Origin of the sequence: Shimia sp. NS0008-38b, from assembly GCF_040370365.1 — a bacterium.
Taxonomy (GTDB): Bacteria; Pseudomonadota; Alphaproteobacteria; order Rhodobacterales; family Rhodobacteraceae; genus Shimia.
Map to the genome: position 1 here is coordinate 1033755 of NZ_BAABWQ010000001.1, position 17738 is coordinate 1051492.

The 17738-nt window shown below is 52.6% G+C and carries 13 protein-coding genes and 1 pseudogene; 9 read left to right on the forward strand and 5 right to left on the reverse strand.

Translation table 11 applies throughout. The annotated features are described in order from the left end of the window. Nucleotides 1–63 precede the first annotated feature (63 nt). From ABWV47_RS05025 to ABWV47_RS05035, 3 genes and pseudogenes are all read left to right on the forward strand, one after another. Nucleotides 64–2613 (forward strand): response regulator, encoded by a 2550-nt coding sequence (locus ABWV47_RS05025; protein ID WP_353309010.1) that lies wholly within the window; start codon nucleotides 64–66, stop codon nucleotides 2611–2613. A 325-nt stretch (nucleotides 2614–2938) separates the two neighbouring features. After that, complete coding sequence (locus tag ABWV47_RS05030; protein ID WP_353309013.1) at nucleotides 2939–3889, forward strand: helix-turn-helix domain-containing GNAT family N-acetyltransferase; 951 nt, start codon at nucleotides 2939–2941, stop codon at nucleotides 3887–3889. A 757-nt stretch (nucleotides 3890–4646) separates the two neighbouring features. Further along, nucleotides 4647–4941, forward strand: a pseudogene (locus tag ABWV47_RS05035) (integrase core domain-containing protein); the annotation flags it as partial. A gap of 80 nt (nucleotides 4942–5021) precedes the next feature. On the opposite strand, the gene ABWV47_RS05040 reads toward ABWV47_RS05035, so the two are convergent. From ABWV47_RS05040 to ABWV47_RS05060, 5 genes are read right to left on the reverse strand one after another with little or no spacing between them, the layout of a single operon-like run. Next, nucleotides 5022–6242 (reverse strand): hypothetical protein, encoded by a 1221-nt coding sequence (locus tag ABWV47_RS05040; RefSeq protein WP_353309015.1) that lies wholly within the window; start codon nucleotides 6240–6242, stop codon nucleotides 5022–5024. Beyond that, the gene (locus tag ABWV47_RS05045) at nucleotides 6239–6955 is read right to left on the reverse strand and encodes a TfuA-like protein (protein WP_353309018.1); all 717 of its coding nucleotides are present in this window, start codon (nucleotides 6953–6955) and stop codon (nucleotides 6239–6241) included. Before ABWV47_RS05045 ends, ABWV47_RS05040 begins: the two co-directional genes overlap by 4 nt. Then, entirely contained in the window at nucleotides 6952–8169 is a 1218-nt protein-coding gene (locus tag ABWV47_RS05050; protein ID WP_353309021.1) for a YcaO-like family protein, read from the reverse strand. The genes ABWV47_RS05045 and ABWV47_RS05050 overlap by 4 nt, the downstream gene beginning before the upstream one ends. A 22-nt stretch (nucleotides 8170–8191) precedes the next feature. Next, nucleotides 8192–8740, reverse strand: a complete 549-nt coding sequence (locus ABWV47_RS05055) for a hypothetical protein (RefSeq protein ID WP_353309024.1) — start codon at nucleotides 8738–8740, stop codon at nucleotides 8192–8194. A 22-nt stretch (nucleotides 8741–8762) separates the two neighbouring features. Then, entirely contained in the window at nucleotides 8763–10466 is a 1704-nt protein-coding gene (locus tag ABWV47_RS05060) for a BTAD domain-containing putative transcriptional regulator (RefSeq protein WP_353309026.1), read from the reverse strand. A 419-nt stretch (nucleotides 10467–10885) separates the two neighbouring features. Here ABWV47_RS05060 and ABWV47_RS05065 point away from each other — a divergent pair, with 419 nt between their 5' ends. From ABWV47_RS05065 to ABWV47_RS05090, 6 genes are all read left to right on the forward strand, one after another. Continuing rightward, nucleotides 10886–11329 carry a hypothetical protein gene (locus ABWV47_RS05065; RefSeq protein ID WP_353309029.1) on the forward strand — a complete coding sequence of 148 codons (444 nt, stop codon included), beginning with the start codon at nucleotides 10886–10888 and terminating at the stop codon, nucleotides 11327–11329. Between the two features lie 142 nt (nucleotides 11330–11471). Next, nucleotides 11472–12689, forward strand: coding sequence for a hypothetical protein (locus ABWV47_RS05070; protein WP_353309032.1), 1218 nt, complete (start codon nucleotides 11472–11474; stop codon nucleotides 12687–12689). 2 nt (nucleotides 12690–12691) lie between these two features. Further along, complete coding sequence (locus ABWV47_RS05075) at nucleotides 12692–13309, forward strand: hypothetical protein (RefSeq protein ID WP_353309035.1); 618 nt, start codon at nucleotides 12692–12694, stop codon at nucleotides 13307–13309. A 54-nt stretch (nucleotides 13310–13363) separates the two neighbouring features. Further along, nucleotides 13364–15274, forward strand: a complete 1911-nt coding sequence (locus tag ABWV47_RS05080; RefSeq protein WP_353309037.1) for a LodA/GoxA family CTQ-dependent oxidase — start codon at nucleotides 13364–13366, stop codon at nucleotides 15272–15274. Next, nucleotides 15274–16332 carry an NAD(P)/FAD-dependent oxidoreductase gene (locus ABWV47_RS05085; protein WP_353309040.1) on the forward strand — a complete coding sequence of 353 codons (1059 nt, stop codon included), beginning with the start codon at nucleotides 15274–15276 and terminating at the stop codon, nucleotides 16330–16332. The genes ABWV47_RS05080 and ABWV47_RS05085 overlap by 1 nt, the downstream gene beginning before the upstream one ends. 17 nt (nucleotides 16333–16349) lie before the next feature. Further along, nucleotides 16350–17678 carry a peroxidase family protein gene (locus ABWV47_RS05090; RefSeq protein ID WP_353309043.1) on the forward strand — a complete coding sequence of 443 codons (1329 nt, stop codon included), beginning with the start codon at nucleotides 16350–16352 and terminating at the stop codon, nucleotides 17676–17678. The last annotated feature ends 60 nt before the right edge of the window (nucleotides 17679–17738 follow it).

Below are 17738 nucleotides of genomic sequence, written 5' to 3' on the forward strand. Positions count from 1 at the left end.
TGTGGTCCTTGCCCATGCCAGTGCTCATTCGCCGCAAACCTGTCGCGGCAGTCTGGAGACGCATTGTTCGCATTTGCCCTACAAAGCCTGACAACGCTGCTGCTGGCAGGCGCACTGGTCTATCTGCTCTTCATATCCGAGCGACTGCGAAACCGAAGACGGACACAACAGGCTCTGCTGGGCATTATCTTTGGCATTATGGTGATCTCGCTCGGCATGAATTCCTTGGTGTTGGAACACATCAGAGCGCCGTTTGATGCCAAGTCCGGGCCGCTGATATTTGCAGGCTACCTTGGCGGCCCAATTGGGGGCTTGATTGCTGGTCTAAGTGGCGCGCTCTACCGGGTTTCGCTTGGCGGCCCCTCACCCGTCCTCGGTATTTTCATGAATCTGGCCATTCCGGCAATCGGCGTAGCGCTCAGCTACCTACGTCCCCTGCGCAACTGGCCTGAAATCAGCCGCTCTGATGTTGGCATCCTTTCAGTGGCCTTTGTTCTTTTGCACGCCGTGCCGCTTTGGTATTTGAGCAATTTCAGCGCGGCACCCAACCCAGTTTCAAATGCACTGATTGTTGTGGCTGGCTTCAATGTGCTTGGCCTGCTGTCCATCCTGCTGACTTGGCAAATCCTGAAATACGCCCACCGCTTTGCAAGCGATGCAAACCGCGCGGCAGAACTGGCAACCAAGCTCGACCTGGCAATGCACGCGTCAGGTATGGGGATGTTCGACCACAAAATAGGCGAGCCCGGACCCGTTTTCGATGAAGGAATGATGTCCATCTATGGGCTGGACAGAGAACCAGGTGTGGTTCCCTTGCAGGAATGGACCGCGATGATTCACGCGGATGATCTCCAAAATCTGAAAGAAGAAATGGGGAAAATTTGGGACGGGGTGAGCGCTTTAAACCGCGCCGACTTCCGTCTGTACCGAACGGATGGAAGTCTGCGGTATGTCCGTGCGAATTGGATAACTGAGGTCGACATTGATGGCACCGTAACACGCATCACCGGCATGTATACGGATCTGACCGATATACGCGAGACTGAATTGCAACATAAGGCGTCGCAAGGGCGCGTCGCGGTGATCGCAGAAAGTTTGCCTGGCGTGATACTCGAATCCGAAAGCTCTAATTCTTCGAAGCCAAAACTTTTGTATGTCAGTCCAAAATGCAAATCGGTCTGGGGCGTGCCGGACACAGATTTTTACGCCGACCCATCGTTGTTCTTCAAGATGCATGACCGCGAAGACTACGACACATTCAAATCACTTCTGAGAAAGTGCATCGAGACCGGTGAACCGTTCTTTCACCGCTACAAAATATTTCCACGTAACGGACCAGCCCGATGGGTGGATTACCACGGCAGCTCTTCGAGGCAAGATGGCAATGTGCGGGTACAGGCCATTGTTCTTGACGCAACACGTGAGGTTGAGGCGCAGGAGCAAGCGGAAAAAGAGCGCGAGATTTCGAGACGGGCACAGCGGGTGGAAAGCATCGGACAGCTGACCGGCGGCGTGGCGCATGATTTCAATAACCTGCTGGCGGTCATTCTGGGCAACCTTGAAATGCTGCGTGACAACGACAAACCTTCTGCCCAGAAAGAAATGATCGACACGGCCATCACCGCAACGCTACGCGGAGCCGACCTGACAAAGAACATGTTGTCTTTCGCGCGCAAGGCACCGTTGATGCCGGTTGTTGTGGACCTCAACGATGTTGTGCGTGAGGCCAAGAATTGGATGGGCCGCACCTTGCCGGAGAGCGTGGTGGTCGAAACCTCGCTACTGGCCGGGCTGTGGCCGGTTGAGGTCGATCGGTCCTCGTTAGAAAGCGCTTTGCTGAACCTGACATTGAACGCGCGCGATGCGATGGAAGGACACGGGAACCTGACCATCGAGACCGCCAATGTCCGCATTGACGAGGCCTATATCGATGCGCGCGAGGAAGATCTGAAACCAGGACGTTATGTGATGCTGGCGGTCAGCGACACCGGATCAGGTATTGCGGAAGACGTCCTCAGCTCAATTTTCGAGCCGTTTTTCACCACAAAACCCCCCGGCGTCGGGTCCGGGCTTGGCCTGTCGATGACCGTGGGGTTCATGCGGCAATCGGAGGGCACCGTGCAGGTCTATTCCGAAGTCGGTGTGGGGACCACGTTCAAGCTGTATTTCCCAGCGGCGAAGGCATCGGAACAACCTCCTGCCAAGGCTCAGATAGCCAAAGAAGGTGAAGTGGGCACTGGAAGCAAGCTGCTGCTGGCTGAAGACGACGACGCAGTGCGCGATACCTTGGTCTCGGTTCTGAAACGGGCTGGCTACCACGTGACGGCGGCCAATTCCGGCGATGCGGCATTGGTGGTTTTCGAAGAAGATCCGACCTTTGACATGCTGCTGACCGATATTGTCATGCCGGGCAAGTTGCAGGGCACTGGACTTGCCAAGGCCCTGAGAGAGCGCTGGCCCGATCTGCCGGTCCTTTTCATGTCCGGCTACGCAAGCGAAGCCACGGTGCATGGAAACGGCTTACGCGCCGAAGACATCCGCCTGATGAAGCCTGTCCAACGCGCCGAGCTTCTGGCAGCCGTCGCCAAGGTGATTTCGAAACTCAAAAACTAACGCCACCATATAAACCACAGGTCAGAAAGACCGTTCAGAACAAGTGCGAAAAATGCCCTTTCACAGTACAAGATTTCGTTCTGCTCGTCTGAACTGTGCGCCAAAACACAACCTTTAGACACCGGACCGCCAATCAGTTGTGCCAAGGGCTGAAGGCCCGGTTTTGCGCGGACCACCAAGGGTCGCGCGTCCGCACCGAACTTCTGGCTTCCGCATATTCATTAGGTACGGCATGTCGGCTTGGAGTCCTTTTCGACCGTTTTTGCCATGCGCAGGGACAGCGGCAATCGGTAGACAGATTGCAAATTAGTTGTATTATACAACCATGAATCAGTCAGTTTCCATAGCGCGCATCGACACCATGCGTGCAGCTTCACGTGACATCGTGCGACAGCTTGGCTTCATGCAGAAAGGTCTGGCCGGAACCACGCTGTCTCCCTCCGCCGTGCATACCATCATCGAGGTGGGTTACGGCACCGTTAGCAATGCAAGTGCTCTTGGCGACATGCTCCATTTGGAGAAGTCGTCCGTAAGTCGCCTTGTCCAGAAACTCACAGATGATGGCTTGATCGAGGGGACGCTAAACCCCGCCGACCGACGGTCTCGCCAACTTGGGTTGACCAAAGACGGCAAAGCGCTTTTGAAATCGCTCGAAGACTTCGGTCGTCAACAAATGAAGGCGGCTTTTGCGCACCTTGCGAAGGACGATCTCACAAAGGTCGAAACTGGTTTGACGCTTTTCGCCAGAGCCCTGCGCGGCGAAGACTGCCGCGTTTCCACACCCAATGCCGTGGAACTGCGCGAAGGGTATTGCCCGGGTGTGATTGCCGCCGTCGTTGGCTTGCACGCCTCATACTACGCGGCCAACTATGGGTTCGGTGCGGTCTTTGAGAGGAAGGTTGCGACCGAAATGTCGGAATTCATGGGGCGCATCGCGCGCCCTGCCAACACGACATTCTCTGCCTTTCTCGGTGGAACCCTTCTTGGCTCTGTATCGCTTGATGGAGAAGATCTCGAGGAAAGTGTCAGCCATCTCAGGTGGTTCATCGTCAGCCCCGACGCGCAAGGCATGGGTATCGGCAACCTGCTTCTTGAAAAAGCAACGTCATTTGCAGATGCAGCAGGTTTCGATCGGACCCGGCTCTGGACGTTCAAAGGCCTCGATGCAGCCCGTCATCTATATGAAAAACATGGCTTCGAATTGGTCCATGAAACCCGCGGCACGCAATGGGGCACGGAAGTCATTGAGCAAGAGTTCGAGCGAAAGCGGACCTAACTCAATGGCACATGAATGGCCGCATCGTACGCCGCGCAGACACCCAAAATTGTTGCGTCTGACACGGGGTGTCACAGTGCGCGACAGGGCATATCCACCAGTCAAAACACGCGAGAAACACGTCAAAGAAAGCCTGTAGCGGCGCATAGGACAGTCGAAAGACAGTCTTCCCGCAAGGCTTTCATCACAAACCAAAAAACGGCGCAGGATCCGTCCTGCGCCGTTTTCATTTTCACTCTGCAACTCAGTGCGTCTTAGAAATCCCGAAAGCTTATGGTGTAACTCTCGGAATTTCTATGAGGTGACTGACTGTAAAAATGACCCATAGTTTGCCCATTTTGTCTCGTGTAACTCGTTGTTTTTGTTGTGGCCCATACTTTAATGTTACTCATTGGCGCCCATAAAATACACATAGCATGCACATTCAGTACAAGTACGGTTTCTTATCGCAAATTGAGCCCTAGGCTTGCGCTGAGAGATGTTCTAGTGCCTCACAGCCCACGAAGTCGTCCTCACGCATCAGTGGAAATCAAAGAGCAGCTGTTGTGAGGTATGCAGCATCCTGATTTTCGCCACATGGAAGCTTCCGTTCTCAAACAACTTCAGCTGCCGCAAGTGCATCCTCTTCTGCATCATGAAGTCGAAGGCAAAGCCCTAGCACTTTTTTGAGATTGGTTAGGCCATGCCCTAAATTACCCCGCAACTCCGGCTAAGCTTGGAGATAGATCGCAACACTGCCTAACCATACGGACTTCAGTATTGGAAGTCTGGCAAACCTCAGCAGAACGATTTCATCGAGTCATTCAATGGCAGTCTGCGCGACGAGTTGTTGAACGAGGGAGGAGATGTTTGACAGCCTCGACGACGCGCGGCACAAGCTGGCGCTATGGCGATAAGACTACCACAACGTCAGGTCGAACTCATCGCTCGACGGCCAGACACCTGCAGAAGCGCGCCAGACGCTCGAGCTATTTAAGGACTCCGCGCCCGACGCGCTTGCCCACACCAACGACGAAGACTATGAAACCCAGACCCGCAGACTCTCGTTATGAATTGGGGACATTCGGGGACTGGCCAATCCTAATCAGATAGTCCCTTAGCCATTGTTGAAGTTTCTAATTCTGGTCTCCGCTCAGTTTTGGTTACAAGTGCCGTGCTGACCACCGGCACTTCTGCACATTTCAGCTAACTCTCGCAGACTTGAGAAATAGTCTTCGAATGCCTTAGCAGCGTCTTCAAAATTCCCATCTTCATCCGGCCAAAGAGAGATATGACTGTGTTCACTTCGTCGCGATAGAGGCATTGTTGTGTTGGCTGCAAGCCTCAGAACTGAGCAATAATTTCTTGTCACAGGTCTTGAAGACAAAGAGATGTCGTGACAACGACTGCAGCCATCAGCTGAAGCAACCGGGTCGGGATTACACCAATCGTTGAGGCCAAACTCCACGAAGTCAAAATCGTCGTTCTTAGTTTTTCCAGATTGGAAGATATTATGGAGCGTTGTTCCCGGATGTAGCAACAACGGATTGTCTCCGATGTGGCACGTGCTGCAATTTTCTGAGTCGTTAACGTGAGCCATATCGTGAAACTCGCTTGTCAGTGTTTCTTCGGGCAGCATTCGTATAGGTTCTTTTTCGCCGTCCACGTATTTTAGGTTGTCAAAGAAGCAGGCTTTGGAGCGCTCTTCGTCCATACAGATTGTTCCAATTGGAATGTCGCCAGTCAACACACGCTTGAAGGCAACGCAAAATCCATCGGAAGTTGATTGGCCATTGGTATCGATCCCATGAAGCCAAATGGACATCTCTGTGGCTGTAGTGAAGATCAATGTAGTGTCATTGCTGATATCAATTTCCTCGCTCCAATCGCTTGCCCCGATTGGGCCGGGCACAGGCACACCCGCTGCTCGGCAGTTGGAGATGTATTGATCCACAAGCTGAGGATGGAGATCGTCTCGTTCTTCGACGCTAACTCCAACACCAGTTCCACTCTCCTCTATCCTGGAGCGAGACAGCCCAGATCGTTTAACAAGTCCCCACGCCAAGTCGATGTGTTCCTGCGCCAACGCTTCGTCGGTTACATCGTAAAATGATGCAATAAGCTGTGAAAGCGTCGGCAAATCCACCAAAGTGTTGCTATCAAAGTTCAGCTGCTTCGCGTCATCCGGTAAAGCGAATTGAAGGCAGGAGGCAACTTCTCTTAGTTTATTCGGCAGGTCTTCTGGCGTTACTTCAATCTCTTCGCCTGTTTCTAAGTTGAAGACATGACCATAAGCCATACCAATTTTGCACTCTTGCGCGAACGCCGGAACCGCAAGAAGCATGATTGGGAGAATTTGAAGAAAAAACCTCATAATGAAATATCCAACTTCTTAATAAGTGCTGACATGAACGTCGTCCGCTCATAGGAAATCGTTGGAGGGACGGGTGAAGAAGTCGATGCTAAGGTGTCTAGAAGCAGCATGGCATCTCGCGTTTTAACTGCATGGCCGAGTGCTGCGATTTGCGACTGAATCGACGCGCGCTGATCTGCATTATCCAATACTCGAAGCAGCAGACTTTCCCACGTCCGCTTCTTGAAATACATCGACCGCCCAGTGTTAATAACTAGCTCTGCGATCTCAGAACCAAAAGCTGGTGTTGTACGAAGCCGGGTAACAACATCTTCCATTTCAACAATCGATAGATTCAATGGTGGATAGCCAAGTTCTCGCGGACCGTGGATGACTGCGACATCAGCATCGGACACCCGCTGTCCACTGGCATACTCGGTAAAAACTTGGCCAAGACCAATCATGCCGAAGCGCTGCAATTCTGCAGCGCGTAATGCGCCCATACTAGAGGCACCAAATACTGCGCAGCCGCGATCTAACGCTTCAAGAATCTCTTTGTGCCAGACTGCTGGCCCTTGCTCGAAGCCGCCGTCAATTATCCCAATGGTCTTTCGGCCTTCCGCAACAGCCTTTAGAACATCACCACAATTGGCTGGCGGTCGTATGTCAATGGAATTGAATTCTCTGGTCTGGCTACCATGAAGACTGGGACCTGCAAAAACGACAGGTCTCATTTCGACAAAAGCCCATCCAGAAAACGCCGGGCAGCGGCTTCTGGCATGGCTCTCCCTGGAATATGTTCAACAGACATCAAATCGTCCGCTAACACTCGGACAATCTCAAACGCGTTTGGAACGCCGCCAAGCGAGAAGGCATAAATTCCTTCAATGCCCTTGGCTCTTAGCGCCGCAATCAATCGCCCGAGCTCGTAGCCAGAATCGATCTGCGAGCTCTTGCGTTGCTCTACAATAACTGCTGGGTAGAATCCGGTTGCGACTTGAGACGATGTTACATTGTACTCATCCGAACCGAGGTCTTCTCGTGAACCCGCAACAAAAGTTAACCTGGTTTGGATGGCTTCGAGCAGCGCAGCTAGCGCGGCGTCCTCGGTACTGTCTCGACATGCCACGCCGCAGAACAGAGGATGGGCCTCTGCGGATTTTGACATGAGTGCAGCGACAACAACAGGAACGTCGAAACCGGTCCTCGGTGACATGAAACGAGCTTCCAATCCTGCGCGCTTGACCATTCTGACGATTTCTGGGAACGGATGATGAGGCTCGCAATGAAGCGTCATAGATGAATCGGGGTCACTTCTTCGAATCGGAAAGTGCTGTGCTGCAAGAAAAGCATCGTCCTCAACTAGCTCGCGCAACCCGTGAAGCACAGCGCCAGCTATGTTGCCGGCTGCTGCTAAACCGTTGGACGCCATTAGATAAATATCTGGATTCCAGGGAGCTTCGGCAGTCATGTCCATACCAATCAGGTTGAACGGCGCGAACACCTCTTCACCACTCAAAAGACACTGCCCTTTAACCCAGGCAACTTCTTCATCTGGGTGAACCCGGCTTGCCGCGCAACGCGGTTGACGAGCAAGCGGAATTATCCGATGGCCACGCTCTACCATACGATCTGGGGTTTCGACTAAGGCACAAATGTCAGACGCCTTTTCGGCAAAAGCTTGCTCCAGGGATTCAAAAACCGCCGATAGCCATGCCGCGTCATCAGTTACCCCTTTTCCAGTTGCAACAGAAAGACCGCGTGACATTGGGCGAATTGCGCTCCAAACAGGCACGCCAATAGTGTCGAGACCAGTCTGGTCAGCGACCCGCGAGATGCCAAAAGTACCGAGGAGAGGTTCGATGTCTTCCCGGCAACAGAAACTTGCGGGTGCGGGTTGGCCCAAGGCGAGCCGTAGTTGAAGATCGTTCAAGGCCTTAATACCCATGTTCGCCGGCCGGACCACCACCTTAGGGTTTCGTCCAATGATCTGACTTATCGAGGTTTTCCTCACTGATATCGCCGATGGCATACTTCTGTGGGCTAGATGAAACAGTCGCCGGCTTCGGGGTCGTACAGCCAGAGTTCTTATCGAGATAAGTACCGATCTGCTCCCCTAACGTACCAACTGATCGTCCTCTGGCGACTAAATCGCAAACGTCATCTTGGTGAATGGCGACGCAGAAATCTACGTCATAGACACCACTTCCGGACGCAATGTGTTGTGCGACGGTATCGGCGAAATGGATCTCGCGGAAGAAATTGGCTTCGACCTCCCGCTCCACAGAACCGTGACCGTTCCTCTCGATGTCTGAGTTGTAGTCGACCAAGTCGCTTATATCGACACCGCGAAGCTGTGGCAGAAGGTGTCTCACGATGGCAGCTCGCCCCTTGTTACCAAGTCCTTCAGCTCTCAAGTCAGCCTCAGAATAATGCACGACCATCACCGGATCAGTGATAACAATTGTGAGCCCTTTTTCGGTGTCTCCAATGACAAAAATTTTTGCTGGTACCGCCATAGTCTTTCTCCTTCTGAATGAATCACTTAAGTCCTGCAAGTCGCAGGCCTTCGATAAAGGGTTCTAAATCGTCCGCCGATCGGTGTGGTTGCAACCTCGTCATTTCTGCGGCGGTTTGGTTTGGATAAGTTTCAATTAGGCGCCTTCCGTAGTCACGAGCCTCAACAGTGTTTCCAAGTTGCCCATGACATGCCGCCAAAAGCCGGAGAACCGGCTCGTCGTTTTCTAGCCGGTCGCAAAGCTCGATTGCGTGATCATAATCTGCTTTTGAAAAGGCGATGCTTGCGCCTGCCCACCAATAGTGCTCTGGGGGTAGTGGATTGAGATCGAGTGCTTTCTCGAAAAGCTGCCAGGCATGATCCGGCGATCCGACGAACCCTAAGGCATCGCTCTGGTCAAGCAAGATATCCGCCGAGTTTGGGTGAAGTTCGTGAGCGGTTTCAAAACAAGCTTCAGACGTATCGAAGTCGTGTTGATAAAGGCTGACCATCGCCTTGCGCCAATGCCCAGTCGAACACTGTGGACGACAGAGGATTGCACTGTTTGCAAGTTCCCTCGCTTCATTTAGCAGTCGCGGTTCGTTGCCTCCGGTCAACAACCATTCAAGATAGAGCGAGAATGATACTCCTGAATAGGCTTCGGAATGGCTTGCATCATCACGGAGCACCTCGAGAAAATGCCTGCGTGCACGGCGTACACTCTTTAAGTCACATTTCTTCAGCGACTTCTGTCCCAAAAGGAAGTTTAGGTAGGCAGAACTAGGCTGTTCGCGTTCAGTCTCAAACAAACTTTCAAGTGTTGAAGTTATTTCGATAGCGACGCGATTCACGAGGCGTCTCCCAGTCGAAAAAAGGCCGATCTTGGCAAGACCAAACTCATCGCCCCACAAGATTGTACCCTTCGACATATCAACCAGTCTGGCGGAAAGCACTCCTAGTTCCGGACCAGGAACGATCTTGCTATAGACTGTATAGTTTGCTCGCAATTCGCCATTTTCTTCAAGGACACCGCCATCGCTCTTCGCCTGAAAGCTGCTATGCGCAGCGAGTGTCGTAAACCGGCGATCTCGTGACATCTCGTTTGCAAGGTCTTCAATGAACGAGCGCACAAGTGCTGTACTCAACCCTCCCTCACCAATCTTTGCCGGAGCAAGAATCGCGACTCTTGGCGGTTTAGCAGGTGATGCCTCTCTCGGCTTAGCTGTCGGACATGGTTGCACACGCATCCGACTCCGAGTTTTTGCAGGCATCACGGTGTCCAACACAGGCCCAGCTTCCGCAGCCCTTTTTAACATTGCGTCAAACAACCGAGCTACTTCGTTGTCTTGCCCCGCCGCACGATATGCCGCCATCAATGCACGGTAAGTCTCCTCACGATCCGCTTCTATACCGAGCGCATGCTGTTCAATGTCCATTAGATGGGCTGAATTCGCCCGGCCATATCGAGTTAAATTTGTTAGCCCAGTTTCGATTAAGGAAAAGTAGCGATTTGCAAGTTGCGCCCTAAATGCTGGAATAGCCTCCTCGAGACAGCAGTTGTCAAGATTGATACCATCCAAAACAGATCCTCGATAGAGATCCATTACGCGACTGAATTCATCAGCTGAAGTTATCTCATCAAGCGATTGGAATTGGACCAGATCAATTTCTGTACAGCTGTTAGGGATCCAAACGGATACATTGTCGAATGCAATGCAACCTCGCAAATCAGGCTTAGCCAACTGCATTCGTTTCAAGAGTTGCCGAAGATTTGCAAGGTTTGCCGAGTCGCTGGAATTGTTCCAAATTTTATCCGCGATTGCTGCCCTAGAAAGCCGATGACCAGGACTCATACATAACAACGTAATCAGTGCGTATCCTCGACTGGGGAAAGACGCAGAGTACTCAGGCAGTTCAGCACTTGGCTGGCCGAGTACTCTAATAGTTGTGGACGCAGGAACGTTGCGACGCATGACCTCCCCCAAAGCAACCCACGGTAACAGTCACATAAATCCGAGCACACGACAATCTTCATTGCCCGTCCATGTCACGCCGCTGTCACGCCGCGTGCCTTAGCCATAAGCAAGGCACATTCGTTCAAACGTAGTGAAAGCTTATCTCGATGTCGCAACAATTGACCCGAAATTTCGACATAATCGAAACACTCATGACTGAAGATATTGGGCTTGTTGCAAGTGAACTTCTCTTCTTTGAAAATCAGGTGTTTTACCCAGTAGGTTCGTTGCTCAACTCGTTCGTGAGCCAAGTTTGGCTCGGAATGGGAGAAAAGAACTCATCTACAGCAAGTGACCTTCTCTTTGAGATGTGCCAATCGTCCGACCAGCCTTCTGGCTACAATCTCTACGAAATTGTGCTCAGAACTGGCAAGGGCGCTGCCTACGGTGGCTGGGTTTTCGGGTCAGATTTTGAAATTTCTGATAGATTTATTTCTGGACATCGCATCATTCGAACTTCGTTCAGGGGAGAGCTGCTCGATTTTGGATTCGCGCCAGATACCGGGCAATACAAACTTATATCTGGAGACCTGAAAGGGCTGTCGACGGGCGAGATACGAGAGTTGGCAAAATCACGTCAACGCACGCCTCGATGACTAATTACATCTCAAATACAGAGCGCGATCGAGCTGCGCGGATCGCGGCTAATCGACTTGGTTTAGCTGTGCGCGGACAAGCATCTCTAAAGCGAGATTTTGCACACAGAGTCAGACATAGAGTTACTTCTGGGAGAAGAAAATGAGCACATTTGGTCTCAATGCCGCAGCGAACAGACGAAGCGTATTCTCCGGAGCTTCGGGTGGTACTGTAAAAATTGCCGGCATCGAAGTCGTCCAAGCAATTCAAAACCTATCACACGATGTTAGATTAATCGCACAAAAGCGCACCGTCGTAAGAGTCTATGTTAAACCTAACAGTATGCCGCGAAATGTGCGCGTCAGGGCCGAAATCGCGATTTCATCTTCGAGCGGCGGGCCTGAGAAATACATTGTTTCGCAAAACATAATCTCATTGCGATCTACGGGTCACACAAGCCTGGAAAATCAACGCAACAACGAGAGAGAAAGCCTAAACGTCGAGATTCCCCCAAGAACAGTTGGGCCGCTCCATGTTCGGGTTAATCGCATTATTCCAGTCGCGATGGGTGACGATGTTCCAGTTAGCAATCCTAACGACACGGTAGAAGTGAATTTTGTGTCAGCACCGCCCTTGCGAATTAGAGTCTTGGGCTTGCGATACAATGACAACCGGCTCAATCCGCCCCAGAGTTTTGCACCCGATGCTTTGCATTTTGCATTACTGCGGTCTTATCTGACCCGCGCCTACCCAGTGCCCGGTTTGGAGTGGTCGCAAATCGTTGTGCCCATCGGCAATGACGTCGAACCGCCATTTAGTGACGGTACACAAAGTGATCCTTTGTGGCAGACCTTAGCCGCGCGGGTTCTACTGCGTCTGCAGTTGATCCGGCAAGCAGATGTCAATGCCGGAAGAGATCCTCGGACACACTATTACGGGCTAATTGCTGACGACAGCGGCTTTTTCCGCGGACGTGCGACGCAAGTGGCAGCTTTGGCTGATCCGACAACGGTGGCTATTGGACCCTCGGGTCGAAATCGCTTCTCATGGGATGATGACGGCTCCTATGCCGACTGGTACGGCGCTCATGAATTGGCACATACACTCGGTTGCCGTCATCCAGGTCATTGTAATCAAGGTAGAGACCCGCTTTCGAGCTTCCCTTATGCAAATGGGCGAATTTCGGACGCTTTAGAGGGATGCGTCGGGTTTGACACCGGCGATCCCGACCTCGGGCTTCCTATGAGGGCTCTGCCACATCCAAGTAATAGCGATTTCATGACGTACTGCGAAAACCAATGGGTGTCGCGGCACACCTACGACGAGATCTTTGATCGGTTGCAACTTGAAGACACTCAGTTTGCGCCAGCGAACGTTTAAAAGTGGGAGAAAGCAATATGAGAGCGACATGGATCCAGGCCGTCGGAACTTTTAACCGCGCAGATAACTCGGGCCAATTTGTTTCGGTACAACGCGCCAGTGAAAGCAGTGTTTCAGAGGATCAGAATGCGAGTAGCCTGCACATTTCGGTCGAAGATGATGGTGGAAAAAAACTGGCGGAGATCCCGGTCTCGCCAGCATTTGGCAGTTGTGATGACGTTGTAGACGTAGGTACTTTTCAAGTATTTTTTAAGCTGCCGAAAGATGCCAAGATATTCCGTCTTGTTCATGAAGACCTTGAGATTGCAATTTATTTCACGTCAGCACAGCAACCAACGGCGCCGGGGACAGAGGCTCTTGGCCTTGGACCGCGGACGGGTCACTCAGTGCCTTTAACTCAGGCCGGATCACCCGATCCAGATGCAACATACACGGTGCAGGCGCGCGAAAAAGGAAGCGACCTTTGGCAAACGCTGGATATCGGACTGGACCGCCCTGACGCAGGGCAAATTGACCTGAACCAATTCCCAAACGCTGAAGCAATTGAAGTCCGAGTGCTCAAATCCTCCGGCTTTGATTTGGAGGAGATCGATAGGGCCGAAATCGGTTTCAACGAATAATTGGCCCGTCTGCGTTTCGCGATGCCAAACCGATACATAAACTGAGGACAACACATGCTTTCCGAGGATATCCAGTCGCTTTCGATACATCCTGCCCTTGGGATCGCAAGGATTGGTAACGCGCCAGACGATTGGTTTGCGGCCGCCGAAGTGCGAGGCGATGTCGCCGATGACCCGGGCGGATTTCGCGACAATAATGGTCGGATCAAACGACAGGTACCACGTTTCCGAGTCTACGCGACCCTTAAATCAGGTGAAGTACGAGAAATCACTGCAGCGGATGGAAAGCTGACTTGGCGCGTAGACGTCGCCAATCTCAAAGCAGGATGGTACCAGTTTGAATTCGCAATGGATCTTGATCCATCCTACGTTCAAAAGCCATCACAACGCAATGCAGCGATAACAGGTGCGGCACGCGAGAGCCTCAACATTAGACCGTCTTCTCGACAGATATCTGGTCCAAACGAGCAAGGGCCTCAATATCATTTCGACGACGGAGCGTTCTTTGGAAAGACTGTCCGTCTTGGTGAGTTACGCACCGATGAGGCTGGCCGTTTGCTTTTCTTTGGTGGCTCCGGTGTGTCCGAACATCGGGTGCCAGGTACGCCGCCAACGACATTTGCAAACAATGATGGCTGGCATGATGACATCTGCGATGGGCCAGTGCGGGCTAGTTTCGAGATCGACGGACAACGTTTCGAGGCGACTCCTGCACACGTAGTGGTCGCTCCGCCGAACTATGGACCTGGCCTGTTTGGTGTTGTCACCATGGATGACGTGGTGCGCGACTTGTACTATCGCCTGGAGTGGTGGCCTCATCCAACTAGTACGTCTTTTACGCGCGATGTTTGGCCGATTTTTGATCGAATGACCGCACATCAATGGGTCAATGACGGGATTTTGTTGCTGTCTGGCCAGGGCTCGCCCTTGGATGCGCGTGATCCTAAGACCATAGCCCGGATGTCCGATGCTTCTACTACGGAGGCAGGTTTTCGTGAAGCTGTGCTGGCGCTTTTTCGGCCACAGCCACCAGAGGATCAGGCGGCAGGGTTGCCCTCATTTTACGGAGACACTTTTGGTGATAGTGTCGACGCTGCTCTGGAATATCTGCAAGTAACAGAGACTCAGTACGATCATCTAAAACGCTGGGCTGCAGGACAATTTGACTCCGATTGGATTGACTTTCCAGAATTGCCGGATTTCGACGAGCTGACTCCAACACAGCAAGTAGAAGAACTAGACCGCGCGGGATTGCACGAATGCCTGGGCGGTCCATTCCATCCCGGTATCGAAATCACGTGGCCATTCCGATTAGCAAGCATGTGGGAAGCTCCCTATCGGCTTCGTACTTTGCCCGAAGGCGACGACGTCCAACAGGACTACGGCCCGACCCTTACACGCGAGACTGCGCTGTCCAAGGATGGCCCGCATGGGGCATCCGGGCCAGGGTCTTTGACGCGTTGGCTGGGTGTACCTTGGCAAACGGATGAGGCATCGTGCAATTCCGCCGCGCTTTACACACCTAGCTTATATCTTTCTTCACCAAGTTTTTGGGGTGCACGGGTCCCAAATCTGGTGCTGTCTGCTGAAGCTTTTGAGATCGCGACTCTACCGGATCAACCTACGTTGCAACGTCAACGGCACTTTTCCAATCGTCGTCTATGGCTGCGCGACATTCAGGGGCGCGGCTATCTGGAGCGGATCAACAACATGGTGTCGTTGTGGTGGCAACTAGGGATGGTGGAAGCGAAATCGCCACCGCCAGGAATAGATCTCCCAGATCCCTGTTTCGTCGAAACAGGGCGCTGGCCGCTTTTTTCGCAAGGTGATTTTACCCTGTCCTTGGTCCGCGATGTAACAGCGCTCTATGGCAAAGCTACGCTTGGGGACACAGCTGGTTTGACGCCAACCGATACGCCAGAAACAGAGCCGACCTTCAAGCGTTTCAATCGCGGGGAAGTCTGATGACCCAGATGCGATACGATGTAGCGATTGCAGGAGACGGGCCTGCTGGTCTGGCAGCAGCAATCGCGTTGTTGGAGCGCGGTTTCTCAGTAGTTAACGTTTCGCCTTCTTCATCAGACCAGCCTTCGCGCGCTGAGATGTTGCCTCCCGCCGCCGACCCAATCATTACACGGCTTGGCATCGCGGAGTTACTCGATGAAGCAGTGCCATTGCGACCGGCCCTGGGTCTGTGGGCGAACCCCTACCCCGAACGGTCGTTCCTATCAGCACAGCGATCGGCAATCAGCATCAACCGAAACATGCTGTCTTCGCTAATGCGTAAGCGTGTCAAATCTTGCGGTGGTCATTTTCGAAATGGCCGGTTACAAGGTATATCCGGTTCGTCAGGTGAATGGCAAATTGCAGTGGGGTCAGGTGTGGTTCTGCGCACGCGGTTTGCCATTGATGCAACCGGAAGGCCTGCCCATTTGGCAAGGCGGCTTGGGGCGCGACTGCAGTTTGGCGCTCAATTGGTGGCACGGACTATGTGCCTACCTGAGAGAGTGCAGTCGCAACTTGTCATAGAAGCTACCGAAAACGGCTGGTGGTATGCCCTGCCATTTCCGCGTGGGGGTATGTTGGGTTTCCTGGGGGAGCCACAGATAGAGCCAGACGTACCGACGCTGCTGCCGATGCCGGGCGATTTTGCCATGCATGCAAAATGCTGGGACGCTCGAAATGCGGTTTTGAACCGCTGCACCGGGCCCGGTTGGTTAGCAACTGGCGACGCAGCAACGGCCTTCGACCCAATAGCATCACAAGGGCTCTTCAACGCACTATCTGGCGGGTTTTTCGCAGGGAATGCGGCGGCGTGCGCGTTGACTGGTCAACCGGACGCACTTGAAACCTATGCTCAATTGGTAGCGCGGACAGCATCACATACACATCACGCGATGCCGCAACATTATGCAACCGCGCATGGGCATTCAGATTTTTGGCATCAACGACGTGCAGCCACTTTCTCGCTGCCCGCAAAACTGCACGGGCGTAGTCAAAGACAGTCCCTCAATTCAATTTAACCAAGGAAAGATTGCAGATGAAAAGTATCAGACATGGGAGTGTTGCCGACGCCATTTTTGGCGTCATCCAGACCCAAGAGGCCGCCGGATTGGCACTGAGTGGTCCCGGCTCAAGCCCGGTATTTGGCCGTCTGGCGCAGCCCGAGATCAACCAACCCGATGAAGCACAACTATTAACCCTCGCTGACAGCATGAACGAGGGAGCCACCGGTGCTGGTCAAGACGCTGACATCCCGGCGGGTATCACCTTTTTGGGTCAGTTCATTGATCATGATCTGACCCTCGATATCATGTCGCAATTGGGCAAGCCTGCAACCAACATCGTACCGAACTTTCGCACACCAGTTCTAGATCTCGACTCCGTCTATAGGGAAGGTCCGGAACAATTCCCTTATGCTTATGATCGCAATTTTCATTTCGTGGTGGGCACGGCGCAAAACCCCGGTGATTTACAACGAAACGATGCAGGTGTCGCGTTAATTGGCGATCCGCGCAACGACGAAAACATGTTCATATCCCAGTTGCATGGTGCGTTTTTGCGCTTTCATAACCAACAGTTGGACCAGGTGACCGGTGGAGGCAAGGCAAGTGAAGAGCACTTCTTGCATGCCCAAGAAACCGTGCGCGCAACATATCAGAGCATAATAACTGATGAATACTTGCCAGCAATCATTGCCGAACCTGTACTGACACCACTTATGGATGGGTTCTGGCAAGGTGCGTTACCCGGGCCGGTTGATTGGTCCAACACGCCAGCTATATCACTGGAATTTGCTGCTGCAGCGTTCCGTTTCGGCCATTCGCAAGTGCGCTCGGGATATCAGGTGAACAACGATAAGGGGGCGGGCTTATTCGAACTTGGCGGCTTTAACCCAGTACCACCAGATAGCAACGTTCATTGGAACCTATTCTTTGATTTTGGCGATGGCTCATTTCAAAAAGCTCGCAAAATCGACAGCAACGTCTCTCAAGCCCTATTTGAGATGCCAGACCGCGTAGCGGGCAAGGATGGGCCATCTTTACCGTTCCGTAATCTTGTGCGTGGTCAACGGACTTTCCATCTGCCCTACGGAGAAGATCTAGCAGATGCTTGGGGCATGCCATCCAAGACCCACGACAAGGTCAAAGCAGCGGGTCTGAGCAAATCGCCATTGTGGTTCTACGTACTCGCGGAGGCCGAGGATTCCGGCGGGAAGTTAGGGCCGGTCGGCGGCACGATTGTTGCTGGAACATTGCTAAACTTACTGCTGCGCGATGCCAATTCGATTGCTCATTCCGATCGCCCCAAAGAACCAGGTCAGATCACGAGATTAGTCGAGCCCAGTCTAATAGAGACCTCGGTATGAGCAGGTCGAAACGCATTATACACGTGTCGAAAGGCCTACCCGCCCCAAAACAAGGGAGGA

Bases quoted from the DNA above. Each gene is read 5' to 3' on its own strand.
- ABWV47_RS05030 (WP_353309013.1), top strand. From the start codon at position 2,939: ATGAATCAGTCAGTTTCCATAGCGCGCATCGACACCATGCGTGCAGCT.
- ABWV47_RS05060 (WP_353309026.1), bottom strand. From the start codon at position 10,466: ATGCAGTTGGCTAAGCCTGATTTGCGAGGTTGCATTGCATTCGACAAT.
- ABWV47_RS05045 (WP_353309018.1), bottom strand. From the start codon at position 6,955: ATGAGACCTGTCGTTTTTGCAGGTCCCAGTCTTCATGGTAGCCAGACC.
- ABWV47_RS05040 (WP_353309015.1), bottom strand. From the start codon at position 6,242: ATGAGGTTTTTTCTTCAAATTCTCCCAATCATGCTTCTTGCGGTTCCG.
- ABWV47_RS05090 (WP_353309043.1), top strand. From the start codon at position 16,350: ATGAAAAGTATCAGACATGGGAGTGTTGCCGACGCCATTTTTGGCGTC.
- ABWV47_RS05085 (WP_353309040.1), top strand. From the start codon at position 15,274: ATGACCCAGATGCGATACGATGTAGCGATTGCAGGAGACGGGCCTGCT.
- ABWV47_RS05050 (WP_353309021.1), bottom strand. From the start codon at position 8,169: ATGGGTATTAAGGCCTTGAACGATCTTCAACTACGGCTCGCCTTGGGC.
- ABWV47_RS05070 (WP_353309032.1), top strand. From the start codon at position 11,472: ATGAGCACATTTGGTCTCAATGCCGCAGCGAACAGACGAAGCGTATTC.
- ABWV47_RS05080 (WP_353309037.1), top strand. From the start codon at position 13,364: ATGCTTTCCGAGGATATCCAGTCGCTTTCGATACATCCTGCCCTTGGG.
- ABWV47_RS05055 (WP_353309024.1), bottom strand. From the start codon at position 8,740: ATGGCGGTACCAGCAAAAATTTTTGTCATTGGAGACACCGAAAAAGGG.
- ABWV47_RS05065 (WP_353309029.1), top strand. From the start codon at position 10,886: ATGACTGAAGATATTGGGCTTGTTGCAAGTGAACTTCTCTTCTTTGAA.